The sequence below is a fragment of the Bacillus sp. ISL-18 genome (genome assembly GCF_018613415.1).
Classification (GTDB): Bacteria; Bacillota; Bacilli; order Bacillales; family Cytobacillaceae; genus Neobacillus.
Genome location: NZ_JAGGQG010000030.1, coordinates 118,710 through 143,692, shown reverse-complemented (window position 1 = coordinate 143,692; position 24,983 = coordinate 118,710). Strand labels below are relative to the sequence as shown.

Annotated in this window: 26 protein-coding genes, 1 pseudogene and 1 riboswitch; of the genes and pseudogenes, 19 read left to right on the top strand and 8 right to left on the bottom strand. The window is 40.1% G+C overall.

Annotated features, from left to right (window positions below):
• Positions 1-435: 435 nt before the first annotated feature.
• Entirely contained in the window at positions 436-1,371 is a 936-nt protein-coding gene (locus J7E81_RS28605) for an MBL fold metallo-hydrolase (protein WP_215047566.1), read from the bottom strand.
• Between the two features lie 258 nt (positions 1,372-1,629).
• Between J7E81_RS28605 and J7E81_RS28600 the strand changes: the two genes are divergently transcribed.
• The 5 genes from J7E81_RS28600 to J7E81_RS28580 all read left to right on the top strand — a co-directional run bounded on the left by J7E81_RS28600 (position 1,630) and on the right by J7E81_RS28580 (position 5,679).
• Complete coding sequence (locus J7E81_RS28600; RefSeq protein WP_215047565.1) at positions 1,630-1,812, top strand: Fur-regulated basic protein FbpA; 183 nt, start codon at positions 1,630-1,632, stop codon at positions 1,810-1,812.
• A 213-nt stretch (positions 1,813-2,025) separates the two neighbouring features.
• Positions 2,026-3,456, top strand: a complete 1,431-nt coding sequence (locus J7E81_RS28595) for an amino acid permease (RefSeq protein WP_215047564.1) — start codon at positions 2,026-2,028, stop codon at positions 3,454-3,456.
• A gap of 165 nt (positions 3,457-3,621) precedes the next feature.
• Positions 3,622-4,089, top strand: a complete 468-nt coding sequence (locus tag J7E81_RS28590; protein ID WP_215047563.1) for an SRPBCC family protein — start codon at positions 3,622-3,624, stop codon at positions 4,087-4,089.
• A gap of 114 nt (positions 4,090-4,203) precedes the next feature.
• The gene (locus J7E81_RS28585; protein WP_215047562.1) at positions 4,204-4,653 is read left to right on the top strand and encodes a hypothetical protein; all 450 of its coding nucleotides are present in this window, start codon (positions 4,204-4,206) and stop codon (positions 4,651-4,653) included.
• A gap of 24 nt (positions 4,654-4,677) precedes the next feature.
• A complete protein-coding gene (locus tag J7E81_RS28580; RefSeq protein ID WP_215047561.1) occupies positions 4,678-5,679 on the top strand; it encodes a DUF3231 family protein in 1,002 nt (333 codons plus the stop codon).
• A 58-nt stretch (positions 5,680-5,737) separates the two neighbouring features.
• Here the strand turns inward: J7E81_RS28580 and J7E81_RS28575 are convergent, their stop codons facing one another.
• Complete coding sequence (locus tag J7E81_RS28575) at positions 5,738-6,658, bottom strand: YhcN/YlaJ family sporulation lipoprotein (protein ID WP_215047560.1); 921 nt, start codon at positions 6,656-6,658, stop codon at positions 5,738-5,740.
• 195 nt (positions 6,659-6,853) lie between these two features.
• Here J7E81_RS28575 and J7E81_RS28570 point away from each other — a divergent pair, with 195 nt between their 5' ends.
• A complete protein-coding gene (locus J7E81_RS28570; RefSeq protein WP_215047559.1) occupies positions 6,854-7,879 on the top strand; it encodes a threonine aldolase family protein in 1,026 nt (341 codons plus the stop codon).
• 501 nt (positions 7,880-8,380) lie between these two features.
• Here the strand turns inward: J7E81_RS28570 and J7E81_RS28565 are convergent.
• Together J7E81_RS28565 and J7E81_RS28560 are read right to left on the bottom strand one after the other, a co-directional pair.
• Positions 8,381-8,551, bottom strand: coding sequence for a hypothetical protein (locus tag J7E81_RS28565; RefSeq protein WP_215047558.1), 171 nt, complete (start codon positions 8,549-8,551; stop codon positions 8,381-8,383).
• A 68-nt stretch (positions 8,552-8,619) separates the two neighbouring features.
• Positions 8,620-8,841 carry a hypothetical protein gene (locus tag J7E81_RS28560; RefSeq protein ID WP_215047557.1) on the bottom strand — a complete coding sequence of 74 codons (222 nt, stop codon included), beginning with the start codon at positions 8,839-8,841 and terminating at the stop codon, positions 8,620-8,622.
• Positions 8,842-9,221: 380 nt separating this feature from the next.
• Here J7E81_RS28560 and J7E81_RS28555 point away from each other — a divergent pair, with 380 nt between their 5' ends.
• From J7E81_RS28555 to J7E81_RS28535, 5 genes are all read left to right on the top strand, one after another.
• A complete protein-coding gene (locus J7E81_RS28555; protein WP_215047556.1) occupies positions 9,222-9,539 on the top strand; it encodes an antibiotic biosynthesis monooxygenase family protein in 318 nt (105 codons plus the stop codon).
• Between the two features lie 316 nt (positions 9,540-9,855).
• A complete protein-coding gene (locus J7E81_RS28550; protein ID WP_215047555.1) occupies positions 9,856-10,089 on the top strand; it encodes a hypothetical protein in 234 nt (77 codons plus the stop codon).
• A 245-nt stretch (positions 10,090-10,334) separates the two neighbouring features.
• Positions 10,335-11,102 carry a TSUP family transporter gene (locus J7E81_RS28545; protein WP_215047554.1) on the top strand — a complete coding sequence of 256 codons (768 nt, stop codon included), beginning with the start codon at positions 10,335-10,337 and terminating at the stop codon, positions 11,100-11,102.
• 21 nt (positions 11,103-11,123) lie between these two features.
• Complete coding sequence (locus J7E81_RS28540) at positions 11,124-11,735, top strand: NUDIX hydrolase (protein ID WP_215047553.1); 612 nt, start codon at positions 11,124-11,126, stop codon at positions 11,733-11,735.
• Between the two features lie 334 nt (positions 11,736-12,069).
• Positions 12,070-12,996, top strand: a complete 927-nt coding sequence (locus tag J7E81_RS28535; protein WP_215047552.1) for an LCP family protein — start codon at positions 12,070-12,072, stop codon at positions 12,994-12,996.
• Between the two features lie 72 nt (positions 12,997-13,068).
• Here J7E81_RS28535 and J7E81_RS28530 read toward each other — a convergent pair whose 3' ends face one another.
• Entirely contained in the window at positions 13,069-13,887 is an 819-nt protein-coding gene (locus tag J7E81_RS28530; RefSeq protein ID WP_215047551.1) for a cobalamin-binding protein, read from the bottom strand.
• Positions 13,888-14,239: 352 nt separating this feature from the next.
• Here J7E81_RS28530 and J7E81_RS28525 point away from each other — a divergent pair, with 352 nt between their 5' ends.
• The 4 genes from J7E81_RS28525 to J7E81_RS28510 all read left to right on the top strand — a co-directional run bounded on the left by J7E81_RS28525 (position 14,240) and on the right by J7E81_RS28510 (position 17,282).
• Positions 14,240-14,512, top strand: a complete 273-nt coding sequence (locus J7E81_RS28525) for a hypothetical protein (RefSeq protein ID WP_215047550.1) — start codon at positions 14,240-14,242, stop codon at positions 14,510-14,512.
• A 217-nt stretch (positions 14,513-14,729) separates the two neighbouring features.
• Entirely contained in the window at positions 14,730-16,307 is a 1,578-nt protein-coding gene (locus J7E81_RS28520) for a phytoene desaturase family protein (RefSeq protein WP_215047549.1), read from the top strand.
• Between the two features lie 204 nt (positions 16,308-16,511).
• Positions 16,512-16,997: a C40 family peptidase gene (locus tag J7E81_RS28515; RefSeq protein WP_215047548.1), complete on the top strand. Its 486-nt coding sequence runs from the start codon at positions 16,512-16,514 to the stop codon at positions 16,995-16,997.
• A gap of 147 nt (positions 16,998-17,144) precedes the next feature.
• The gene (locus J7E81_RS28510; protein ID WP_215047547.1) at positions 17,145-17,282 is read left to right on the top strand and encodes a hypothetical protein; all 138 of its coding nucleotides are present in this window, start codon (positions 17,145-17,147) and stop codon (positions 17,280-17,282) included.
• Between the two features lie 78 nt (positions 17,283-17,360).
• On the opposite strand, the gene J7E81_RS28505 is transcribed toward J7E81_RS28510, so the two are convergent.
• Positions 17,361-17,513, bottom strand: a complete 153-nt coding sequence (locus J7E81_RS28505) for a lmo0937 family membrane protein (protein WP_215047546.1) — start codon at positions 17,511-17,513, stop codon at positions 17,361-17,363.
• 164 nt (positions 17,514-17,677) lie between these two features.
• Here J7E81_RS28505 and J7E81_RS28500 point away from each other — a divergent pair, with 164 nt between their 5' ends.
• Both J7E81_RS28500 and J7E81_RS28495 read left to right on the top strand, forming a co-directional pair.
• Complete coding sequence (locus tag J7E81_RS28500; protein WP_215047545.1) at positions 17,678-18,520, top strand: aldo/keto reductase; 843 nt, start codon at positions 17,678-17,680, stop codon at positions 18,518-18,520.
• A gap of 91 nt (positions 18,521-18,611) precedes the next feature.
• On the top strand, positions 18,612-20,180 hold the full coding sequence (locus tag J7E81_RS28495; RefSeq protein WP_215047578.1) for a DHA2 family efflux MFS transporter permease subunit: 1,569 nt from the start codon (positions 18,612-18,614) through the stop codon (positions 20,178-20,180).
• A gap of 188 nt (positions 20,181-20,368) precedes the next feature.
• On the opposite strand, the gene thiC is transcribed toward J7E81_RS28495, so the two are convergent.
• Complete coding sequence (gene thiC / locus J7E81_RS28490) at positions 20,369-22,153, bottom strand: phosphomethylpyrimidine synthase ThiC (RefSeq protein WP_215047544.1); 1,785 nt, start codon at positions 22,151-22,153, stop codon at positions 20,369-20,371.
• 140 nt (positions 22,154-22,293) lie between these two features.
• Positions 22,294-22,408, bottom strand: a riboswitch (TPP riboswitch).
• 157 nt (positions 22,409-22,565) lie between these two features.
• Between thiC and J7E81_RS28485 the strand changes: the two genes are divergently transcribed.
• On the top strand, positions 22,566-22,742 hold the full coding sequence (locus tag J7E81_RS28485; protein ID WP_215047543.1) for a hypothetical protein: 177 nt from the start codon (positions 22,566-22,568) through the stop codon (positions 22,740-22,742).
• Here the strand turns inward: J7E81_RS28485 and J7E81_RS30745 are convergent.
• Positions 22,720-22,996, bottom strand: a pseudogene (locus J7E81_RS30745) (VOC family protein). The gene J7E81_RS28485 and the pseudogene J7E81_RS30745 sit on opposite strands and share 23 nt — an antisense overlap.
• 312 nt (positions 22,997-23,308) lie before the next feature.
• Between J7E81_RS30745 and J7E81_RS28480 the strand changes: the two are divergent.
• Complete coding sequence (locus J7E81_RS28480; protein ID WP_215047542.1) at positions 23,309-24,877, top strand: amidase family protein; 1,569 nt, start codon at positions 23,309-23,311, stop codon at positions 24,875-24,877.
• Positions 24,878-24,983 lie beyond the last annotated feature (106 nt).

Here is a 24,983-nt window from a genome sequence, read left to right as displayed (position 1 = left end):
AATAGATTTTTTTACCTAAAATATTTCCTATTCCCACTTTACTTATGGGATTAATTAGGTTAAGATTTAGAGAATTCAAAAAGTTAAGCTGATTGGTCAACCAAAGGCTCCTAAACGCATTTTGCGTAGAGGAGCCTTTTTTATTTCTTTGGCTGTGTTAAACTAGAATGTTGATTTCCGCTCCAGGCGGCTTCGCTTTCCGCGGGCGTGCCGGGGAGCCTCCGCGGCGCACTTGCGCCTGTGGGGTCTCCCCTGACCCGCACTCCCGCAGGACTGTGCATTTACATCGTTGAATCCGCCCACGCACGAAGGAAATGCGACAGCATTTTCGAGGAGTCTTCGTTGCCTTCTGCTTCAATCAACAATAACCTTTTACACAGCCTATTTTTAGATTATCTTTTACGTAAGCTAATGTTGTCAACTTCATGCTGGCGCTTAGACAAACAGGTCTTCTTTAAAATGTCCGATCGTTTCCCCAAGTAAAAGGACCTTCAATTGTTCTTTAGGCAGCTGCTGATTTTCCCATGCTCGGTATAAACGTGCTAACGCTTCCGGTCCAGTATCGTCCGCTAAGCGATAGGCGCCGTAATGCATGGGAACAAAGGTTTTTGCTCGCAATTCTAGGAAGGCCTTGATGCTATCCTCTGGATTAATGTGCGATACGGCCATAAACCATTCCGGTTCGTAGGCACCAATCGGCATAAACACCGTATCAATTTCAAATCGATCAGCAATTTGTTTAAAGCCGCTAAAATAGCCGGTATCGCCAACAAAATAAAGAGTTTCTTTCTCATTTTGAAATATCCATCCGCCCCAATGGGAGGTATTCATATCATTCAAGGACCTTCTTGTCCAGTGCTGAGCAGGGACGAAGTGAATGGAAATCCCTTGATTTTCAGCACTATCCCACCAGTTGAGTTCCGTTACATTTTGATAACCTTTTTTTAAAAAGAGTGATTTTAAACCAGCTGGTACATAATAATGAGGGTTGCCTTTTACTTTTTTTAACGTTGGGAAATCTAAGTGATCATAGTGGCCATGCGAAATCACCACAACATCAATTTCTGGTATATCCTCTAAGGCTATGCCGGGTGCTGTTAATCTCTTCTGAAAACCCATCCGCTTGGCCCAAACGGGGTCAGTTAAAATATTCATCCCATTTAGCTGGATTAAAAAGGTGGAATGGCCGATCCAGGTATAAGTAGTTTTGCTCCTGTTTTCGTTGATTTCTGTTATCTTTTTTACTGGTGACTGTTCAATTTGACTCGTTAAATCTTTTACCTTGGCTTTTCTTTCTTTTTGCCATTTTCGCATGTCTTTAAATGTTTTTTTATTTTCAACACCATCTAAATTTGCGTATCTCATCATCATTCTTCACCTTGGTCTCTCGAGAGTTTGTACTTAAAATGAGTATAGCAATTATTCATTCAACCATCAAAAATTAACAAGGAACCATCACGTTAAATATAGTAGTAAAACATTATGTTCATATTGGAAAATTGTTGCGTTCATTAAAATAAGGTTAAAGTTTCCGTTTATGTGCCGATTCGACAATATTCTAAAATAGGACTATTTATAATTAAGGGCAGAAGGTCAAAAATAACAGTCTATGAATGGAGGTTTTCTCAGGTGAGCGAATTACTTCAGGAAGCTGTCCACGATAGAAGACAAAGTTTGATGGATCAATTAATCCAATCAGGGGTGTATAAGATTAAAAATAAGCATTTGTACGAAATGACCCTGAGCGAATTAGAGAAAGAATATGTAAACATTGGCATGGCTAATGAGCCCAGCCAACATACTTATAGGTAATATTCAGCTAATTCAAACATAAGCACGAAAAGAAACCGCTCAAGGAGAGACCTGAGCGGTTTCTTTTCGTTGGCTTTAATGGAATAAAAGTGTTGGTTATCATTCGCCGTCTCACCACAAAGGTCCAAATTGTTTCCAGAATCAAATGGTTAACCGGAGCAAATAATATCCTTATCTGTTGTTGACAAAATTTAGAGTATGGGAGAGCGTTTAATGGAGACAAAAAGCAAAGGACTGTCCGCGTGGCAGTTAACGATGATGGCCTTAGGAAGTGTCATTGGAGGTTCCTTCTTTTTAGGATCATCCGTTGCCATCCATGCAGCTGGGCCGTCTATTTTATTGTCCTATATTTTAGCAGGCGTCCTTGTTTATTTAATCTTATATGCTTTGTCCGAAATGACGGTTGCCGATCCTACTGTCGGATCGTTTAGTAATTTCGCGGCCCGAGAACTTGGTTCAGGATTTGGCTTTGTCGTTGGCTGGCTTTACTGGACAGGTACGATTTTATCGATGTCGAGTGAAGCTACAGCCATTACTATCCTCCTTCGTGAATGGTTTCCCCATTTATCGATTGCTATTTTCGGAAGCATACTCATCGTTGTGGTGACACTCGTCAACTTATTAGGAGCAGACAAATTTGGCAAGATCGTCAGCGGACTTTCAGGAGTGAAAATCTTTGCCATTGTGTTCTTTATCCTTACCGCAATTGTGTTAATCGCCGGTCTGCTACCTGGCGCAAGAGCGATTGGGGCAGGGGAGTTAGCAAGAGAGTCAATCATGCCTGGCGGGATTAAGGGCATTGCCGGTAGTATGTTACTCGTGGTTTTTGCTTATGCTGGTTTTGAAATCATTGGTCTAGCCGCTTCAGAAGCAAGAGATCCTAGCAATACCATACCTAAGGCAATTCGCTATACCGTGTTTTCTTTAGTTGGATTGTATATCGTTTATGCGGCAGTGCTTCTGCCACTGATTCCGACCGCTGCTCTAAATGAGACCGTTAGTCCGATGGTGGCATCACTAGATCGGTGGGGGATTGGCTGGGCAGGTTCGGCCCTCAATTTGGTTTTGATTTCTGCCAGTTTGTCTGCGATGCTGGCTGCCATCTTTGGGCTTGGCAGAATGATTCGTTCTTTAGTTGATGAGGGACATGCACCGCAATTGCTAAAAGATTTAAGGGATGTACCCTATCGAGGCATTCTTTTTTCAGGTCTAGCAATGCTTTTAGGATTGGGTTTCGGTCTGTTGTTCCCTAGAGTCTATTTAGTTTTGATAAGCACAAGTGGTTTTACACTGATTTTTACGTATGCCGTGATTATGGCCAGCCATATCCGGTTTCGCAAAAGGGCGGGCTGTCCGCCTAAAGGGAACTGTCAAGTAAAGGGCTTTCCTTATACCTCGTATATAGCTTTAATTAGCTTAATCATTGTTCTTTTGAGTATGCCGTTAATACCGGGTCAAGGGGTAGGGCTCGTGTCAGGAATCATCATGGTGGTTTTGTTTTCAGCTATTTATTTTGTCATGAGATTTCGGACTAATCCCCAGAATAAACAGGCAACTAGGAAAGGAATACAACCAAAACCAGGCTTATTAACAGAATTCTCGGAGGAAATTACTCCAAACCAAGAAGAAGATAAAGAAAAATAAGTTGTACCAAAAAAGCTGACTCGACCAAGTCGTATCTGACGACAATGCGAGTCAGCTTAACGAACGGTTACAATCCCAACGAGTTTCTTTTAACATCATTGCCTATCCATGAATAAGATTAAGGGAAAAGGACCACAAGAATCTGCTGTTATTGGAGGAGAAACAGTGGAAGTTGAATACCAATATCGTTTCGGATTACCTAGGCCGATTGTTTGGAAGTATATTAAGAATGAAAAGGTTCTAAAGTATTCACTACCGGGATGCAAGTCATTTTCAGAAACATCACCTGGCGTTTACATGGGTGAAATGGAAATCAATATGGGACCAATCCAAGATCTATTTAAACTAGAAATTCACCTTGCTGAAGAAAAATCACCAACCTTATTACGACTAAAGATCAATGGGGATGGCAGTCTGGGTCAAATGAATGGCACGGCTCTCCTCCTATTTAAAGAGAACCAAGGGGTAACCCACTTAACCTGTAAAGCAAAAGGCGAGGTATCGGGGGCACTGGGGTTAGCAGGGAAGAGGATTCTAGATTCTGGCGCCACCAAGGGAGTAGAAAGCTTTTTCCTGCAGCTTGAAAAAGAAATCAAACGAAAACTGTATGAAGTAAAAAAAAGAAACAGATGATCGAGCGATTGGGAAATCGCTCTTTTTGTTTTTGGAATGATTGTACAACCATTCATATTTCTCTCTCTGCTTGGAAAACCTAACATCAGAAGAATGAATTGGAGGCACTTATAAGTGAAACAATCCAAGTTATTTTTACTTATCATGTTAATTCTTCCTTGGTTTTCCATTCTGTTATTAGGAAAGAAAACAGTCAAGAGATTCTGGCCGGCATGCCTTTTTATTGCCATCGTTGTACGATTGGAAAGTATCATTGCGAAGAAAAGGCACTGGTGGTATTTTTATGAAAAAATAAGCCCGAACGCAATCGGAGAATTCCCGTTAATTTGGGGCCCTTTCTTTATTGGTTCCATGTGGATCTTAAAATTCACATATGGTAAATTTTGGATTTACATCTTAACCAATCTTGTCATCGATACAGCTTTTACCTTTCCATTCGTGAGCTTCTTAGAAAAATTTAGAATCGCATCATTGATCCACTTGAAGAAATATCAGCTTTCCATGCTCTTTTTTATTAAGTCAATGCTGCTTTATGGTTTTCAATTTTTTAAAGAAAAAAGGTAAATCCTAGCGTAAGGAGGGTTCTAAATGGTAGGTCAATCAGAAATCCGTTTGACGGCCGCGGAAATGTCGACATTATGGTCTCAATACATAAATGATACCTCTGCTATTTGTGTAAACAGCCACTTTTTGGAAAAAGCTACTGATCCAGAAGTACGAACCATTATTGAATTTACGTTAACTGAAGCGAAAATTCATGTTGAGTTTCTACAGGCTTTTTTCAAAAAAGAAAACTTTCCTATTCCATTTGGCTTTACGGACAAGGATGTTTTGCCTGAAGCACCAAAACTGTTTTCCGATACGTTCGTACTGATGTTTTTAAGACAAATGTCGATACTTGCCATGGCAGCCAGCAGCGCGGCCTTGGGATTAACTACTCGAGAAGATGTGGTATCTTTTCATAAACGAGTTTTACAAGCAGCAGTTAAATTACAGGACCTATCGCGGCAATTGATGTTAAAACAAGGGACATATATTAGACCACCGTTTATTTCAATACCTGATAAAGTAGACTTTGTCGAGAAACAGCAATTTATAAACGGAATTCTTGGCAAAAAAAGAGCGTTGACATCGATTGAGATTACTCATCTGTTTATGAATGTACAAACAAATGCGATTGGAAAAGCTTTAATCACCGGGTTTGGTCAGATTGCTAAAAGTGAAGAGGTCAAGCAGTTCCTGAAAAGAGGCAAACAAATTGCTCATAAACACATGAATATCTTCAGCGATTTCCTCTTGAAAGAAGATCTCCCCGCACCAATGAGCTGGGATGCAGCTGTCATGGATTCCACAGCATCGGTATTTTCAGATAAGTTAATGATGTTTATGACATCAGCGATGATTGCTGCTGGAGTTGGGAACTATGGAATGGCAATAGCTGCAAGTCCTAGGAAAGATCTGGCCCTTCGGTACGCCTCTTTAGTTCCAGAAATTTCCTTATATGCGGAAGATGGGGCCAATATTTTAATTAAGAATGGCTGGATGGAGGAACCTCCGCAAGCAGATGATAAGGATCAATTAATGAATTAGTCAACAAAAGAAGCATTGCCATTTCCCAATGAGGAAAAGCAATGCTTCCTTTTACCGCTTAACGGAAGATATTCTTAACGGTATTGTTAAAGTCATTCCAAAGGCTGTTGTTGTTTTTGTTACGGCCTTTTGTGTTTAAATCAGTTGAATAGTTGGTCATTTGACGGAAGAAGTCACGATCATATGAAATATAGACACGGTGGACGCCCTTATCTGCTGTACGGACTTGATCGGCAATTCGTTGATCAAGAGGTGATGACACACTACGGTAGTTCGTACCAGTAGTGCCATCATTTGTTCCAGCAGTACCGTCATTTGTACCTGTAAAAGTATTATTGTTGTTCATGGTACCAGTAGTACCGTTGCCATTATTGTTCATGGTACCAGTAGTGCCATTGTTATTATTGGTGCCGCGAATACCAATTGTACCACGAGTGTTAGAAGCTCCTCCAGCACCAGGGGTTAAGCCAGTCCCTGTATTATCAAGCGCATTGACACCGGTTGTACTAGGATAGTTTCCGTTCAGACCAGTTCCTGCTCCACGTGCTGTTAGGTGGTTGTCACGTCCATTTGTTCCAGTAGTACCTAAATTATTATTGGTACCAGTGATGCCAGTGGTTCCTCTAGTACCTGTTGCCCCTGTGTTGGTACGATTGTTTGTGGTACCCGTTCCCGTTTGGAATCGATTGTTTTTTAAGCGGACGGCAACATAGGCGTCATTGTTTCGGATAATAACATGCGCTAAATCTACTTCTTGCAGCTTTTCAACAGCACGACCCGCACGGTTTGAATAGCGTAGGTTGTGAGTATTCGCATTTTGAACACTTAAGCGGTTGTTATTATTATCGTTCCTTACATTGCGAACATCCAGTCTATTGTTGGCATCATTTCTTAGGTTGTTCTTAGTAGCATTATCAGCACAGCCAGTTAAACCAACGAGGGTAGAAGCTAATACGAAAGTGACTAAACCTTTTTTCAAGAACTTCACTCCCTAAAAATAATGTGGTACATATATATCGTCACCTAGATAAGGGGAACTATTCGAGGCAGGACAAAGGTAAATATTGATATGACCGTTCTCCCTTAGGGGAGTAGGGATTCACTTGAATTGTCGGATTATGGTAGGATAAAGGGTGTAATGAAAATGGTAAATTAAAAACGGAGGAACTAAAAAATGTACAGCTTTAAGAATGACTACAGTGAGGGAGCGCATCCGCAAATCCTAAAGGCCATAATGGAGACCAATTTAGTTCAAGAAGAAGGATATGGGGAAGACCGCTATTCTTTACAGGCAATCGAGCTGATAAAGAAAAAACTGGGACGCTCTAACGTGGATATACATTTCTTAACAGGAGGGACGCAAACAAATCTGACAGCTATTTCGGCATTTTTAAGACCGCATGAGGCAGCGATTTCTGTTAGTAGTGGTCATATTCTTGGCCACGAGACAGGGGCGATCGAGGCAACAGGGCATAAGGTTTTGTCGGTTGAGAGTAAGGATGGGAAACTAACACCAGCAGGTGTGCAAGCGGTGCTAGAGGGTCATCCAGATGAACATATGGTTAAACCGAAGCTTGTATACATATCCAATTCGACGGAAATCGGCTCGATTTATAAAAAAGAAGAGCTGCAGGCGTTAAGTGATTTTTGTCGGAAAAAAAATCTTATTTTATATATGGACGGGGCAAGACTTGGGTCTGCGCTTTGTTCAAAGGAAAATGATCTTCAATTAAGTGATTTGCCTAACCTTGTTGACGCTTTCTATATCGGCGGAACAAAGAATGGGGCGTTGTTGGGTGAGGCTTTGGTGATTTACCGCGAGTCTCTTAAGGAGGATTTTCGTTATCATATCAAGCAAAAAGGGGCGCTCTTAGCGAAGGGAAGAGTAGTCGGGATCCAATTTCTTGAATTGTTCCGGGATCATTTGTTTTTTGATCTGGCCGATCATGCCAATCGGATGGCTGGGATGCTTCATGATGCTCTCAAACAAGCGGATGTGACGTTTTTGACGAATTCTCCGTCGAATCAAATTTTTCCGATTTTACCTGATAGGGTGATTGCTGAGTTGGAGAAGAAGTATTCGTTTCATGTTTGGGAGAAAGTCGATGAAGATCAATCGGCGATTCGATTAGTGACTTCGTGGGCAACGAAAGAGGAAGAGGTGGTTGGCTTTATTGAGGAACTGAAAAAATGGGTGTAGGGCGGTAGAACAAGTGGGAACTGGATGGGTTTTAGGATAAACTGTGAGGCGACGCACGGGGATTTGTCTCGATGAAACGGTTATGAGGACAGACAGAAGGACGGCCGAATTGAATTTGTCCACATGAAGGGGTTATGAGGACAGACAGAGGGACTCGGGCTTGAATTTGTCCGCAAGAAACCATATTGAATTCATAATCCAGAAAGTAAATTAAGATTTTGTTCTCAAGAACGAGTTTTAAGGCCAAAAGAAGCTTAAGTCACAAAATTTTTGTCCTTAAGAAGTACGCTTGATTACAAAAACAATTCACAAAATTTAATAGGAAACTATAAGGACTAGAAATACCTTCGTACTCAGACAATGTGCTATCTCCGTTTTTAAAAGCTAACTTTATAACCAAATAAAATCAAAACCAGAGCATTCCTTAGAAGGCTCTGGTTTTCCTAATTTAAAATCCTTCCACATGAAATCAATTGAAAGAACAACAGAAAAAAACCATCATTATAAAAATGAATGGTCATCATTGGTCTTTTTTGAGTATTTCTCCAGTTTGTTCATTAATTCATTTAATTTTTGCTCGAGAGTATCCAGTTTTTCCTTCTCTTTCTGGATAATTTTTTCGAGGCGGTCTTCCATCGAATCATCGTTCAAAGGGGTTTTGTCATGACTCATAAGGAATCAGTCCTTTTTAAAGGGTATTTTTTTATAAATAGAGGGGCTGGACTGAAGGCCGCATTATATTACCGTTTTTTCTTCTTGGACAGGTCAGCAACTGCATTTTTGCCTTTCGTGACTTTTTCTAAGACCACTTGGACATGAAATTTATTTTCTTCCACATTGGTAACACTTGAAATCGTTCCTTTTTTGCCTTTTATTTTTAATTCTTCCCCGACGGAAGGGACCCGTTGAAGGAGCTGGCTTAACAATAGGTTTTTGTTTTCAAAAAAATGAACGGCAAACATATGGTCTCACCTTTTTCATATAGAATGGGTTAGAAATAAATCCTCATCTAAATATATGATTATTGTAAAATTAGAGACCATGTTCCTTAAAAATTGTACAAAAAAGATCGAAGAACATCTAAGATTAGAACAAGAAAATACCCATTTTCTTGCCCTTCTTGATGAGGAATCGCAATAATCTTTAACCAGTAAGGGTTTGACAAGGCTTACAGAATCCTTAGGAGATCATCACCATGTTTTATGTCTTTCATATGTAATAATTTTTATTATAGGTGAAAAGATAACGCAACACTAAAAAGGAAATTTTTTCGTTTTATTCTCTTTTTATAGGAAATTTTGTATATAGTGAAATAAGGTAACCGAAAAAAGGGGGAAGTAGGATGAACAGAGCACCACAGCCGCCCTATTATGCTGTCATTTTTACTTCAGAGCGCACAGAAGGAGATAAGGGCTATGGAAAAATGGCAGAAACAATGGAGGAACTGGCGTTGATACAGCCAGGTTTCTTAGGAATGGTAAGCGCGAGGGATTCACAATTAGGTATTACGGTTTCTTATTGGGAGTCAGTAGAAGCGATAGAGGCATGGAAAAACCATGCAGTGCACCGACTTGCACAGCAAAAAGGCAAAGAGGAATGGTATCAGAACTATACCGTGAGAATTTCTAAAGTGGAGCGGGCTTACTCTTTTGAGAAATAAAGAGGTTAAAAAAAGGTAACAAGGAATCCCTTGTTACCTTTTCGTATTAGTGTATCAATCTGGGGGCTCAGGTTGGGCATCGAACCATTTATTTAATATTAGAAAAGATAGTAGGATAATAATACAAACTATCCAAAAAATTTCCCATACATTATTCTATGCTTCATTTTGTAATGGACAGGCAGTGTTCTTTGTAGACAAGCTAAGATACAAGGTTCAACTAAATGAGTGCTGGCCTTTAATAACGGAGGTGGTGTTTCGATATATGACACCCCCTCATTGGATAGCACAAAAAACAATGGAAGAAGGGAATAGAATGAGTGATCCAAACCAAGAATGGATGGAACAACTCCAGAAATTAAACCAGCAGCAATTCAAGAGTATGCTTGATGAGCAGGCCAAAAAACGTCGAAAAAATAAAGTTAGAGAAAATCTAAAGAAAAGCCAGGAAGAAACGTTACAATCACTAAAAGATAAATATGCAACACCTGCCAATCAGCCACCATCCTCTTTGGCAGACATGCTAAAAAACCTGTTTAATCAGAAATAATAAAATAGACAAGCCCAACAGGATTTACAAAGGACAAGCTGTTTAGATAAAAAGTTGTTCCAATTATGGGAGCAACTTTTTTGGGCAGGAAGAGTCATTTTATTGATAAAGTAATCAATCCTCTGCTTGTATAAACAAGTGCATCCGCACAAGTAAAGAACGTAAACTTAACAAGGACTATTTACAATTATGAAAATCTTAGCTACTATTTCTATAGTTATAGTTATATAAGAAAGTGTGATTAGATGCCATTTGATTTAGATCCATCCTTATTCGTTATTTTAATTGTATTTGGCTTTTTAGCCGCATTTATCGATTCAGTTGTCGGAGGCGGCGGACTGATTGCCCTTCCAGCTTTGTTATTTACAGGATTGTCACCCGCGGCAGCGGTGGCCACCAATAAATTAGCGGGAACCATCGGCTCGTTAACCAGTACGATTATCTTCTACCGCTCGGGAAAGCTTGATATCAAGTCCGTATATAAGCTATTTCCGTTAACGTTTATTGGCTCGATGATTGGCGCATGGACCGTTCATTTGATGAACCCTGAAATTTTGAAACCTTTGATGCTGGTTATGCTCGCGGCCGTGGCGATCTATACCATTTTTAAAAAGGACTGGGGAAGTGTAACTACCAATAAGAAGTTATCCATTCGTCATTTAACCATTTTTCTGATCCTTATTTTTGCGATTGGATTCTATGATGGGTTTATTGGCCCGGGAACTGGTTCATTTTTAATATTTGCCTTTTTAATGGTTGGGTTTGACTTTTTAAAAGCAGCAGGGAATGCCAAGTTTTTAAATTTTGGCAGTAATGTTGCGGCACTGCTCATGTTTATGTATTTAGGACACATCAATTATGCTTATGGGTTATTGATGGGGATTGCCCAATTTGCTGGGGCCATCTGCGGCTCGCAATTTGCGATCAAACGGGGAAGTGGTTATGTCCGCGCTTTGTTCATCGTCGTGACCTTTTTATTGCTTGCGAAAAATACATATGATTATCTTCATTAACTAGAAGCAGGAGGGATCAAGATGGAGACAGAACAAATAAAAATATTCGACCATGCGCGAAATGAAGTGGGTGTGGCTAGTCGCAAAGAGGTACATAAAAAGGGATATTGGCATGAAGTGTTCCATTGTTGGTTTGTTAGCCATAATGATCTTCTCTTACAGCTTCGCAGTGAACAAAAAAAAGAGAATCCGTCCTTGTTGGATATAACTGCTGCCGGTCACCTATTAGCCAATGAAACGGTAGCAGATGGTGTCCGTGAAGTGAAAGAAGAACTAGGTGTCGATGTTACCTTTGAAGAGCTCCTGCCACTAGGAATCATTGAGTATTGCTCGATTCAGGGAACTTATATCGATAATGAAATAGCGAACGTATTTTTATATAAATGCCATGTGGAGATCGAGGACTTTCATCTTCAAACAGAAGAAGTGGCAGGGATCGTAAAAGTTGATTTTAACGACTTCAGCCATCTGTGGGCTGGATCCAAAGATGTGATTCGAGTGACGGGGTATGAAATAAAGGCTGATGGAAGTAAGCACAAAATTGATCAGCTCGTTGGACGAGATCAATTTGTTCCACACCCAGCTGGATATTATCAAACCATTATTGAAAAAATAGACGAGCATATAAAATAAATACGAGTAATTGGGAGTGTTCATAGGAAACACTCTCATTTTCTTGAAATTAAATAATATACCTTTAATCGAATTGGCCAATCCATTTGGTTTAGGGATGCAAAAAGGAGGTATATAGGTAACGGATTAAGAGTGGATCAATTTAATGGTAGAAATATAGGCTAATCCGTCTAGGACAAATGAAAAATTGACAAATTAGCCACAAATCAGTATATTTTAAAACTAGGAAATCTAAGTTGTCCTTTTATGAAAATAGATCATTACTAGTTTACTAGTTTCCTACCTATGAAATTTTTTCGGTATAATATACTATAATAATGATAGAAGGTGTACCATGGAGAGAATGCGTCGAAGAAGAAGAGTTAAATGGAAAAGAGTTTTTATGTTTTTATTCCTTTTAATGATTATTGGGGTTGGTGCGTATAGTGCTTATGAGTATACTCAAGGAGTTATGCTCGGTAAGGAAGGCAACAATAATGCAAAAAAAGCGTACGCTTTTAATGGCGAAGAAGTGAAGTTTGGAAAAATCAATGTCCTTCTGTTAGGAAGTGACTCACGGGGAGAAGAGCATTCTAGAACGGATTCCATCATGATTGCCCATTACGATCAAAACAGCCATAAAGCGAAATTAATTTCCATCATGAGAGATACGTATGTCGATATCCCCGGTCATGGAAAGCAAAAACTCAATGCTGCGTATGCATTTGGCGGTCCAGAATTACTAAGAAAAACGATTAAAGAAAATTTTAATATTGATGTAAACTATTATGCAGTAGTTGATTTTAAAGGATTCTCTAAAATTGTAGATATCGTAGCACCTGATGGAATTAAGGTAGATGTACCACATGAAATGTCTTCTGGGATTGGCATGGTCATAGAGCCAGGAGAGCAGGTTTTACATGGGGATAAGTTATTAGGATATGTCCGCTTTAGACATGATAATCTTAGTGACTTTGGTCGTGTGCAACGACAGCAGGAAGTCATTGGGAAACTAAAGGATGAAGCTTTAAGTGTTGGGACCTTAGTAAAACTTCCAAAAATAATGGGTGTTGTTGGTTCATATGTTGATACCAATTTAGATAAATCCACGATGTTTTCGTTGGGGAAAGATGTGCTAACCAAGCAATCCGGTGACATCAAAACCATACGTATTCCAGTGGATGGTTCTTTTAGAAATGAAACATTTGATGGAATTGGAGCAGTCCTCCGCGTCAACCTGGATGAAAACCAGTCGGCTATCGATAAATTTTTAGCATCGTAAATGGAACAAATATTTAAAAAAACACTTACCAAGAGTAAGTGTTTTTTTTTTGATTCAGTTATTCCGAATCGGTCAAGAATTCATTAACAAGTCGAGATGTTCGTTTACCTGTGGATAAATGTCAGGATAAAGGAAATGTCCAATTCTCGCCAACCCGTTTAATAGGCGGGGGGATGGCCTGCAAAAAAGAGGTTCATCGAGAATATAGAGTTGTCTGTTTTTAATAGCGTTCATTTGCCGCCAACCTGGACGTTTGAGGATGACCTTTGGGTTTACTTTCTTTTTCTGAACACCTACCCATACAATGCAGATAACGTCTGGATTTCTGCTTTTTACATCTTCCCAGTCTGTTTGGACACTTGCTTCAGAATGATCTTCAAAAATATTTCGTCCACCGGCAAGGCGGCTCATTTCGGTCAACCAGTTACCAGCACCTGGAGTGAATATGGGCTTTGCCCACCATTCCCAATAAAGTGTTTTTGGTGTTTTTACTTGCAGGCTTAAAGAGTCGTAGGTTTGAAGAATACGCGTAAATCTTTCATAAAGGTGATGAGCTTTGTCATCGGTATTGGTTGCTTTTCCGACAAACAAAAGACAGTTTGCTACATCTTGCAAGGTTTGTGGATTCGGAACAACGACATATGGGATCTGACGTTTTTCCATTTCTGAAATATTGCGTTCCATCCCTGGAACGGAAAGGGAGGCTAAAACCAAATCAGGCTGTAACTTTTCTAATTTATCCATATCTATGTACAAATCTGGTCCCAGCCTCGGTAATCCATTGATTGCTTCGGGCCAGTCAGAAAAATTATCTATCCCGATTAAGGAAGATGTTAACCCTAAATAAGCTACTAATTCGGTATTGCTTGGACAAATCGAAATCAATTTCATATGCGATCCCCCATCTATACGATCTTTGTTACTATTATAATAAAACCTTTTTCGCTTTGGACATAATCAAAATTAATTTTCCATAAATCCCATCTAAAGGGTGAGGTGGCAATATAAAATGCTAAGGAAAGGAGGACCATCTATGAATCAAAAAGCAGGGGCTTTTCAAAAATAGATATTAAATACTAACCCATACAAATAAAGGTTTTAGAAATAAAGTAGAGAATAAACGACATAGGGGAAAGAATGGCTGTCTAGAAAAAGTGTCAATATTTTGCCCTTGCAATCAACCCTATAATATGATTTTATTATGTAGTAAAAAACGCAGATAAAATGAAGGAGCAGGAAAAAAATGAAGTTTCCAAAAAATATTTTACTAGATTCTGTTGCCGAACGAAAAAACCATCAAAGTTATGGACTAGAATTTGTCCAAGAGCTTGGACATGATGATGCAGGGTATTCTGAGATGGTCGTGATTATTTTTAAATACCAAGATAAATATTACACTGTTGATATCCAACATGTGAATGGAGAGAACAATTACGACCACTGGGAAGAGGAAGTGGAATGCCCAGAGGTAGTTAGGAAAGAAGCTATTCAATATTATTGGGAAGAAGTTAAATAAACATAAAATACCAATTCTAAAGTTTATAGGGGTCATGACTAGAAGAGGGGAACGTCTTAACTGATGTTCCCCTCTTCTAGTTTTTAGGAGCCATTTCTGAACTACAAAGCACGAACTATCTAATAAATTTAAGCTAGAATTAGTACTTAATATCCAAATACAAGAATATCTTTTTACGTATAACTTGGTGATAAGCTATATGGAGGAGAGATATCGGGTGGGAAAATATGATGTGATTATAGTTGGAAGCGGCCATAATGCGTTAATAGCAGCGGCCTATTTAACCCGCGCAGGCCGTAGTGTGCTAGTGTTAGAAAAAAATGATCGTCCAGGCGGTTTTCTGCGCACTGAAGAGTTGACATTACCTGGATTCAAGCACGATGTTTTTGCTGCAGCACATCCGCTTTTTACCACTGGTCCCGCGTATGCTGAACTTAGAGAGGAACTAGAAAAGAGGGGACTAAACTATTTAAATACGGATTTGCCTACTGGGGTATCGATGGAAGACGGACAGACAGCGGTTCTGCCGACTTCATTTGCGGCCCTCATGGAAGAAGCAGAAAGGCTTGCACCTGGTGATGGTTCGGCGTTGGCGGCCATGTTTGAACAGTTAAATCCTTATGTGAACGATATTTTCGGCTTATTTAACATGGATTTATCAAGCCCTGAAGCCGCTCCGATTATTAAGCGCTTGTTACATGATGAGGGAGGAAGTGGTTATTCACCTTTTGCTGCCTCTTTTGTCACAACAGCTCGTCATACCGTGAATTCTCTTAAGTCACCGGTAACAAGGGCAATGCTCGCATCGTGGGTCACTCATCTGGGGCGAACGCCAGATGAAGTCGGGAGCGGTATTTGGGTGCCGCTTACGACGATGGCACTGATGGGCGGCGGAATGCCGACACCAGAGGGTGGCAGTGAAAAACTGATCCACGCTTTGATCCAACTAATAAAGGATCAGGGTGGGGAGATTATAACGCAATCTTTAGTTGAGCGAATTTTAGTGGAAAATGGGAAAGCAGTGGGTGTTCGGACAGCTAGGGGAAGAAAATACTTTGCTAGACAGGCTGTGGTTGCCACGACTACGCCTGATCAACTTTATCTCTCCCTCCTAAAGGATACGGAAATTTCATCACCACTTCGTACCCAAGCAGAAAAGTTCCGATATGGCCGCGGCTGTGTGCAGATCCATTTAGCCCTTAGCGAACCGCCGCAGTGGCCGGATGAGCGATTTCATCGTGTTGGCCAGCCGCATTTAACGGACGGGTTGGACGGATTTACACTGGCGATTGCCCAAGGGATGGCTGATTTGCTGCCGGCTAAACCAACATTCACGGTTGACTGTTCGACAAATCTTGACCCAACTCGTGCCCCGGAAGGTAAAGCCATTATGCGGCTGCAGGTGTTGGAAGTGCCCATTCGTCCACGCGGGGATGCGGCTAATCAAATTGAGGTGGGGGACGGATCCTGGACCCATGATTTAACAGAGCGGTTTACTGAACGGGTACTAGATGTAGTGAGCAGACATATTCCGAACATTCCAGGTGCGGTTATTGGTAAATATGTGGTTACACCTGATACGATCGCTAGATTTAACCCGAATGCAGGCCCAGGGGATCCATATGGCGGCGCACACGATTTGGCGCAGAGCTACTTGTTTAGACCCCTTCCTGGGCAGCCTGGTCATCAGACCGCCATTCCAAATGTCTATATGCTCGGTGCCGCAACTTGGCCGGGACATGGAGTGAATGGCGGTTCCGGGTATATTGTCGCTCAGAAGCTGCTGTCACAGTAATTCTTCCTGGATTAAGAGACTCTATTTCCGATTATGGAAATAGGGTTTTTTCATTTTCCAAAATTTTCTTTTGAAGAAAAAAGTGTCAAAAGACGTAAAATACTTTGTCGAGTGAATCTTACTAAAGTACCGAAACTAAAACAGTCCTCCTAAGGTCTAAATAAATGTTGATCAACAAAATGACATTAATTGGGGGCTATGAAAATGATTCAAAGTTTACGGTTGCCAAAATGGGTATTAGCAGGATTCACATCTTTGGCATTAGCAATGGCGTTTTTGTTCACTCCTTTTTTACACAAGGCGCAAGCATCAACTTCTTGGGGGCAGGAAGTAACAGCTGTGGCAAAACGGTATGTTGGAACACCCTTTAAATGGGCTGGTGCAACTCCAAAAGGATTCGATGCTTCTGGGTATACACAATATATCTTTTATAAGTCTGCTGCTAAACTAAAACTTCCTCATTCTTCGAAGGATCAATACAAACTTGGAAAGCCTGTTGTAAAGAGCAACCTAAAAGAAGGGGATTTGGTCTTCTTTAATACCAATGGAAAAGATATTTCCTTTGTCGGAATTTATCTAGGAAATAATAAATTTATCGCAGCTACCTCAAAGGGTGTTTCGATTCAATCATTAACGTTAAAGTATTGGAAAGATCGATATGTTGGTGCGAAAAGAGTTTTAAAGGAATAGCTGCAACACGAAAGAGCTGCACGTGTGGCAGCTCTTTCGTTATGTAGTAGTGAGTAGAATTGAATTATCATAAAAATGGGAGTCACATTTTCTAATATCCATCATAAAGTAACTTCTGTGCTAGAAAGTTAGGAAGGAAGTATGACAATGAATAACAACCTAGTAATAACACCACAGAAAAACGAAAACAAAAATGGAGGGAATGGATATAAAATCATCGAATTTAATGTCTCCGATCCAACCGAAAACCTATTTGCCGTCGTTACGCCCATTAAAAAGCAATAGAGGAAGCACGGGGACGGTTCTCATGCTTCTTAAGTAATAAGCACAAGAACCGTCCCCATAATTTCATAATTTTGTTCTTTACGCTCGATTCTTCGTCCTGCCGGTAATAAATTTGAAGATAATGACCACGGCAGCCACTACTAATAGAAGGTGTATAAGTCCTCCGGCTATATGGAATACAAGCCCAAGTACCCAGAATAATAGTAATAACCCGACAATTGTCCAAATCATTATAATCCCTTCTTTCTAAAGAAATGGTTTGATATGTATCTTACCCATATTTTCATAAAGTAAATCTCCAGTTAGTCGATCTATCTTTTCACTTCAATCTATTTCAATGAAATCTAATAATCATTATGGTAATTTAAAGATAGACTTGAAAGGAGAGATGAGAGATGGGGAAATCAATTCCAGAGATTACACTAAATGATGGGCTGACACTGCCAGTTATTGGTTTAGGTACGTATAAGCTTAAGGGGAACGAAGGAGTCAAATCGATCTTAAGTGCGATTGATACCGGCTATCGATTGATCGATTCAGCTTATAATTATGAAAATGAGGGAACAATAGGTGAAGCCGTTCGACGAAGTTCTGTTCCAAGAGAGGAGTTAAAGATCACCTCCAAACTGCCAGGCCGCTATCAAACCTATGATATGGCCGTTACAACCATTCAAGAATCGTTATATCGAGCAAATCTAGATTATTATGATGTCTACTTAATACATTGGCCAAATCCTAAGCAAGATACCTATGTTGAAGCTTGGCAAGCTTTAATTGACGCCAAAAAATCGGGTCTAATTCGTTCGATTGGTGTTTGCAATTTCTTGCCTGAACATCTAGAGCGTTTAGAAAAGGAAACAGGCGTAAAACCAAGCATGAACCAAATAGAATTACATCCATTTTTTAATCAATCCTCACAAAGAAACTGGCACAAAGAAAACAATATTGTAACAGAATCCTGGAGTCCGTTAGCACGTGCCAATGAAGTGTTACAAAATAATACGCTTCAACAAATTGCCGAACACCATCAAAAATCGATTTCACAGATTATTTTGCGCTGGCATTATCAACTTGGAGCCATTTCAATCCCTAAATCTGCATCACCGCAACGGCAGCTTGAAAATATTTCTATTTTTGATTTTACCTTAAATGATACAGAAATGAACTTAATCTCTGGATTAACTCGCCAAGATGGCAGAATCAACAACCAAGACCCAGCTACATACGAAGAATTCTAGAAGAATGGAAGCATGGGGACGGTTCTCATGCTTCTAAGGAAGCAAAAGAACCGTCCCCATGCTTCGAATGTTTCTTTTTCCTTGTATACACATGCTATCCGGTAATATACTAACTAAGGGTCATTTTAGAAATAGTTATACAGGAGGAATTATTCACTTGGGTATTACGGAAACAACAAACAAGGTTATTCGAACAACACCGATATTTGCGGTTTTATTAGCTGGGGCTTTTGTAGCATTTTTGAATCAAACCGTCATTAATGTAGCATTGCCCAAAATTATGGAGACTTTTGATATCTCCGCTTCTACCGCAAACTGGTTAAGTACTATTTTTATGTTAACTAATGGAATCGTAATCCCTGTTACGGCGTTTTTAATGGAAAGATATACAACAAGGCAATTATTTTTATTTTCCATGGGTGTATTTGCAATTGGTACGTTTATTTGTGCGATTGCACCTGCTTTTAATATCATTTTAATTGGTCGTGTTGTCCAGGCAATCGGGGCAGGCATTCTATTTCCATTAATAACAAATGTTATTTTTACGATCTTCCCAATTGAACGGCGCGGGTTTGCGATGGGGATTTTTGGTGTGGCCATGAACTTTGCTCCAGCGATCGGTCCAACTTGGGCAGGGTGGGTCATTGAAACTTACTCGTGGCATACGATGTTTTATATCATTGCACCGGTTGCAGTGATCGACTTTTTATTAGCTATCTTCTTTGTAAAAAATGTGACAGAAACAAGCCGTCCAAAATTAGATGTCCTTGGTGTGATTTTATCGACGATTGGATTTGGCGGTTTACTTTATGGTTTTTCAACAGGAGGAACCAAAGGGTGGACCGATCCGGAGGTCGTTACTTTGTTTGTCATCGGAGGAATTAGCCTAGTTCTGTTCGTTTGGCGTCAATTATCGGTGGGTCATCCTATACTTGAATTTCGGATTTTCAAGTATCGAATGTTTACGTTAACCACGATTATTAACGTGATTGTCACGATGGCCATGTTCTCAGGAATGATTTTAATGCCGATTTATATGCAAAATATCCATGGCTTCACACCACTTGAAGCAGGGTTTATGCTCCTCCCAGGCGGCATCGTAATGGGAGTCATGTCACCGATCACAGGGAAGCTGTTTGATCGATATGGTGCAAGATGGTTAGCAATCATCGGCTTAGCGATCACAATAGTGACTACTTATGCACTAACAAAGCTTCATACGAATACATCATATACTTATGTTTTATGGATATATACGGCACGGATGTTTGGAATGTCAATCCTTATGATGCCGATCTTTACTGCGGGTCTGAATGATTTGGCCCTTAGTTTAAATCGTTATGGAACGGCGATGGTGAACACGTTAAGGATGGTGGCAGGGGCAGTTGGCATGGCCTTTTTTGTCTCTATCATGACCAATCAAGGGAAAGAACATGTGGAATCTATTATGAGTCAGGAACAGATTTCTCCAACGGATAAGGTTCATATGGCGATGGTTATTAAACAGGGAACAGTAATGGGGATCGATGATGCCTTTATGATTGCCACCTATTTATCGATTGCTGCCTTTATTTTAGCTTTCTTTATCCGCCGGCCTGGTAAAAAGGAAGAAGTCCCAATCCAAAAGAAGGCCATAAAAAAAGTACCACACCTTCAGTAATATAAATAAACCCGACAGGCGAATTGACGTATGATTTGGCATGCGTCAATTTCCTTTTAATATATAGAGAGATAAATCAATTGAGGAAAGAATAGTTCACAATGAAAGGCAGCAAAACCTTACCTCGACAAGTAACTAAGGTAAGGTTTTTATTAAGTCACATATAATTATTCCGATTTCTAAAAAATTTACTGATAGATGTTACCACCAGATTGTTTAAACTCTTCTGCTTTTTCCTGCATTCCTTTTTCAATTATTTCTTCTGAATCTAGTTTGTTTTCTTTTACAGAGTTCCGAATATCATGCGAGATTCTCATGCTGCAAAATTTGGGTCCGCACATGGAGCAGAAATGGGCTGTTTTGGCCCCTTCGGCAGGCAGTGTTTCATCATGGTACTCCAGTGCACGTTCAGGATCCAAAGATAAATTAAATTGATCTCTCCAGCGAAACTCAAAACGAGCCTTTGACAATGCATCATCTCTTTTTTGAGCTCCGGGATGGCCCTTGGCCAAGTCAGCTGCATGCGCAGCAATTTTGTAGGTTATCACACCTGTGCGGACGTCCTCTTTATTAGGTAGTCCCAAATGTTCTTTTGGAGTTACATAACATAACATAGCGGTACCAAACCAGCCAATCATCGCCGCTCCAATTGCAGAGGTTATATGATCATATCCGGGAGCAATATCCGTTGTAAGAGGTCCCAGTGTATAGAAGGGCGCTTCCTTACAAATTTCTAGTTGTTTATCCATGTTCTCTTTAATCAGGTGCATCGGTACATGTCCTGGCCCTTCGACCATTACCTGTACGTCATGTTCCCAAGCAATCTTTGTTAATTCTCCTAGAGTTTCTAATTCCGCGAATTGTGCTTCGTCATTTGCATCGGCAATCGACCCTGGACGCAGCCCGTCTCCTAATGAAAAGGACACATCATATGACTTCATAATTTCACAGATCTCTTCAAAGTGAGTGTATAAAAAGTTTTCTTTATGATGGTGTAAACACCATTGGGCCATAATCGAACCGCCACGTGAGACAATTCCGGTTAACCTTTTCGCTGTTAACGGAACATAGCGTAAGAGGACCCCGGCATGGATGGTAAAGTAATCGACACCTTGTTCAGCTTGCTCAATTAAGGTATCGCGGAAAACTTCCCAGGTCAGGTCTTCGGCAATTCCGTTCACTTTTTCAAGTGCTTGATAAATCGGAACCGTACCAACAGGAACGGCTGAGTTTCGAATAATCCACTCACGAGTCGTGTGGATGTTTTTCCCTGTAGAAAGATCCATGATTGTGTCGGCGCCCCAGCGAGTGGCCCACGTCATTTTTTCCACTTCTTCTTCAATTGAAGAGGACACAGCTGAGTTCCCAATATTTGCATTAATTTTGACATGAAAATTCCGTCCGATGATCATCGGTTCTGTCTCTGGGTGGTTGATATTAGAAGGAATAATCGCCCGGCCTCTTGCGACTTCATCACGAACATATTCAGGTTTCATATTTTCCCTGATGGCTATAAATTCCATTTCATGGGTAATGATTCCTTGTTTTGCATAATGGAGCTGTGTCACGTTTTTCCCTTTTTTTCCTCGTAATGGCTTACGCTTTAATCCAGGGAATATTTTATGACTAGCCCTAGGGTCATGTAGATCTTGATAACCATTATCTTCTGGTTTGATTTCACGGCCTTCATATTCTTCAACGTTAGAACGTTCATTTATCCAAGTACTTCGAAGAGCAGGAAGGCCCTTTGTGATGTCTACGGAATAATTTGAATCTGTATATGGGCCGCTTGTATCATACACCCGTACCGGGGGATTCGCTTCCTCTCCAAAGGTACTTGTTGTCGCGCTTAGTTCAATTTCCCGCATAGGAACTTTAATATCGGATCTTGAACCCTCTACATAAACTTTTTTACTGCCTGAAAAGCTTGACATGATGGAAATGTTCTTTTCACTTAATGAGGTGGATACCATTGATAAATCTCTCCCTTTTTTTTAATAAAAGGACGAGTTCTAGAACATAACAAGTGGATGGGAATAATTGAAGTACATAAAAAGCCGGGTCCACTTAAGGATGGACCCGGCTTTTTATGTAGAAGTTTATCTCAGGTTAAGAGATGCTTGTTCAACTTCCCCACGCTGGTATGATCCAGATCAGGTCCAAAGGGTCAAGAAACTTAAGCGTGTTTCTCTCTCAGCCCAAACTATTGGACTCCCCTAGTTATGTTTATTTAACTTTTTTCAGTATACAAGAGAAGTTGCTAGAATCAAATCAAAATTTATAAAATTTAATAATTTGAGCCTTTTTTACTAGTAGTTAACAGTTAATGTATATTTTTCAAAATAAAATAGAAAATAAGAAGTGAATTTAACTATGGAGGAATAGATGATGAACGAAAGTATTCCAAATCAGAACGATCCAGAAAATAAAATGAAGATATTTAAAAACATTAATCAGTCAGCACTAAACTACGTTCAGCCGGCGATTGAAAATACTGCGCCATCGTCACAAGATGCAACTCAAAACTTAGTAAACCAAATCATGAAAAGTCAAGAACCGTAATAGAAAAGACCTCATTTAGGAGGTCACTCTCTTTCGGGGCTATCAATTCAACCTTAATTCGATCAGGGTCCTCAAAATAAACTGCGTAATGTGGATTTCCTCCTGCAAATGGATGCTTATTTTTATAGAGAATGTGCATCCCTCTTTCTTTAACGCCCTTGCCTAACTTTTCTAAAAACCAACCCCAAAATTCAATCGCTCTGCTTTAAATTAGAAACATAGATTTCAATATGATGAATAAGTCTCTGTGACAATGAATTCCCTCGTTTCTTTATTTCAATTACTGAATTATTTTAATAGAATAACACAAACAATGATTGAAAACTGTTTAATCAATAAAAGGATATTTTAGTAGAATAGTAATGTTTTTTGATGAATAGAAAATGGTTCTAAGGTGCCGGTCTGATAAGACTACTAACATTACCTCCCGAAAAAGATGGGGGAAGAGGCGGCAATGCCGTTATTTCTACTAAGCGCTTTTCTGTGTCAGAAAACCTTTCATATTTTAGGACGAATGAAAATAAAGTTGATATATTCATAGAATCTTAATTTAAGGGGGAGTCACAATGGGAAAATGGGGGAGGAAATCAAAACCTTTCGTAACGAGTTTAGTATTAGCAGGAAGTTTACTAGCTATGCCTGCAGGTGCCACGGTACATGCAGCCGCAAATACCGCTAGTCCTGTCGCAAAAAGTGCTTTAGCAGCTGAGATTGAGGAAGCGACGATACTGGATTTAGAGCACGATATGCAAAAGGGGGCGTTGACGTCTGAACAATTAGTTGAATTCTACTTAAATCGAATCGGGAAGTATGATGATAGTATTCACTCTATAATTACGATTAACAAAGATGCGATTGTTGAGGCAAAGAAGCTCGATCAAGAACGAAAAGCTGGCAAAGTCCGTGGTCCATTACACGGGATCCCAGTGATTTTAAAAGACAACTTTGATACATACGATATGCAGACGACAGCCGGTTCCCTGTCGCTAAAAGGGTCGTTTCCATTGGATGACGCTTACCAAACGAAGAGATTAAGAGAAGAAGGGGCGATTATTCTAGGAAAAGCAAACCTTCATGAATTTGCGTTTGGATTTGAAACCATTAGTTCTTTGGGCGGACAAACCTATAATCCATATGATACTACAAGATATCCTGGCGGTTCGAGCGGAGGTACGGCAGCGGCTGTTACTTCAAACTTTGTAACGGTCGGATTAGGGACAGATACGGGTGGTTCCATTCGAATTCCCTCATCTTTTAATGATCTTGTTGGAATTCGGCCAACCATGGGACTAGCTAGCAGGGATGGTATTATACCTCTTGCGCTTTCACAGGATGTCGGCGGACCGATTGCTCGTACAGTGGAAGATGCAGCCGTTGTACTTGATGCAATTGCCGGGTATGACCCAGCTGATCCAGTGACGGAAGCAAGTGTCGGTAAAGTGCCGAAAACATATACACATTACCTTAAGAAAAATGGATTGAAACAAGCTCGCATTGGAATCGTACGAGCTTTATTTGGAAAAGATCAACAAATAAATAAGGTCATGGACGAAGCGGTTGCTGATATGAAAGAGCAAGGGGCCGAAGTATATGAGGTCACTATACCGAATCTTGATCAAATTCTAGCATATCCAAGTTTGAGCGGATATGAATTTAAGTTTCAGTTAAATGATTATCTCGCATCTCTCGGACCAAATGCACCTGTTCACACACTGACAGATATCATTAATAGCGGATTATATCATCCGAGCTTAAAAAGCGGCTTAATCTCTAGAAATAATATGGGATCTCTAGAAACTAATGTGGATTACCAGAGGATTATTACCGAACGTCCAAAACTAGCCAAGGAAAGCTTAATGAGCACTTTTAATGAATTTGAGCTCGATGCGCTTGTTTATCCAACTTCTAGTGCATTACCAGCCGTGGTAGGAAGTGGCCAGGGAGCAGGAAATGCCAATCGGTTAAGTCCGTTTTCAGGCTTCCCGGCCATTTCAGTTCCAGCCGGTTTCAGCGATAATGGTCTCCCAATCGGGATGGAAATGCTAGGAAAAGCATTTGATGAGCCAACATTGATCAAATTGGCATATTCTTATCAAGAAGCAACCCATAATCGAAAAGCACCTGTTTTAAAATAGTGTTTTTGCTGTTTAATAAAATTTAGGAGACCTTGTAGACGTTACACAAAGAAACTTTCTAGACATTAGGAAAGGAATCTTCGTTAGGTAGAGAAAGATGTCCTCA

Coding starts and splice junctions, on each gene's coding strand:
- J7E81_RS28605 (WP_215047566.1), bottom strand. CDS start 1,371: ATGATGATGAGATACGCAAATTTAGATGGTGTTGAAAATAAAAAAACA.
- J7E81_RS28595 (WP_215047564.1), top strand. CDS start 2,026: ATGGAGACAAAAAGCAAAGGACTGTCCGCGTGGCAGTTAACGATGATG.
- J7E81_RS28580 (WP_215047561.1), top strand. CDS start 4,678: ATGGTAGGTCAATCAGAAATCCGTTTGACGGCCGCGGAAATGTCGACA.
- J7E81_RS28570 (WP_215047559.1), top strand. CDS start 6,854: ATGTACAGCTTTAAGAATGACTACAGTGAGGGAGCGCATCCGCAAATC.
- J7E81_RS28565 (WP_215047558.1), bottom strand. CDS start 8,551: ATGAGTCATGACAAAACCCCTTTGAACGATGATTCGATGGAAGACCGC.
- J7E81_RS28560 (WP_215047557.1), bottom strand. CDS start 8,841: ATGTTTGCCGTTCATTTTTTTGAAAACAAAAACCTATTGTTAAGCCAG.
- J7E81_RS28555 (WP_215047556.1), top strand. CDS start 9,222: ATGAACAGAGCACCACAGCCGCCCTATTATGCTGTCATTTTTACTTCA.
- J7E81_RS28550 (WP_215047555.1), top strand. CDS start 9,856: ATGAGTGATCCAAACCAAGAATGGATGGAACAACTCCAGAAATTAAAC.
- J7E81_RS28545 (WP_215047554.1), top strand. CDS start 10,335: ATGCCATTTGATTTAGATCCATCCTTATTCGTTATTTTAATTGTATTT.
- J7E81_RS28540 (WP_215047553.1), top strand. CDS start 11,124: ATGGAGACAGAACAAATAAAAATATTCGACCATGCGCGAAATGAAGTG.
- J7E81_RS28535 (WP_215047552.1), top strand. CDS start 12,070: ATGGAGAGAATGCGTCGAAGAAGAAGAGTTAAATGGAAAAGAGTTTTT.
- J7E81_RS28530 (WP_215047551.1), bottom strand. CDS start 13,887: ATGAAATTGATTTCGATTTGTCCAAGCAATACCGAATTAGTAGCTTAT.
- J7E81_RS28525 (WP_215047550.1), top strand. CDS start 14,240: ATGAAGTTTCCAAAAAATATTTTACTAGATTCTGTTGCCGAACGAAAA.
- J7E81_RS28515 (WP_215047548.1), top strand. CDS start 16,512: ATGATTCAAAGTTTACGGTTGCCAAAATGGGTATTAGCAGGATTCACA.
- J7E81_RS28510 (WP_215047547.1), top strand. CDS start 17,145: ATGAATAACAACCTAGTAATAACACCACAGAAAAACGAAAACAAAAAT.
- J7E81_RS28505 (WP_215047546.1), bottom strand. CDS start 17,513: ATGATTTGGACAATTGTCGGGTTATTACTATTATTCTGGGTACTTGGG.
- J7E81_RS28500 (WP_215047545.1), top strand. CDS start 17,678: ATGGGGAAATCAATTCCAGAGATTACACTAAATGATGGGCTGACACTG.
- J7E81_RS28495 (WP_215047578.1), top strand. CDS start 18,612: ATGCTATCCGGTAATATACTAACTAAGGGTCATTTTAGAAATAGTTAT.
- thiC (WP_215047544.1), bottom strand. CDS start 22,153: ATGGTATCCACCTCATTAAGTGAAAAGAACATTTCCATCATGTCAAGC.
- J7E81_RS28485 (WP_215047543.1), top strand. CDS start 22,566: ATGATGAACGAAAGTATTCCAAATCAGAACGATCCAGAAAATAAAATG.
- J7E81_RS28480 (WP_215047542.1), top strand. CDS start 23,309: ATGGGAAAATGGGGGAGGAAATCAAAACCTTTCGTAACGAGTTTAGTA.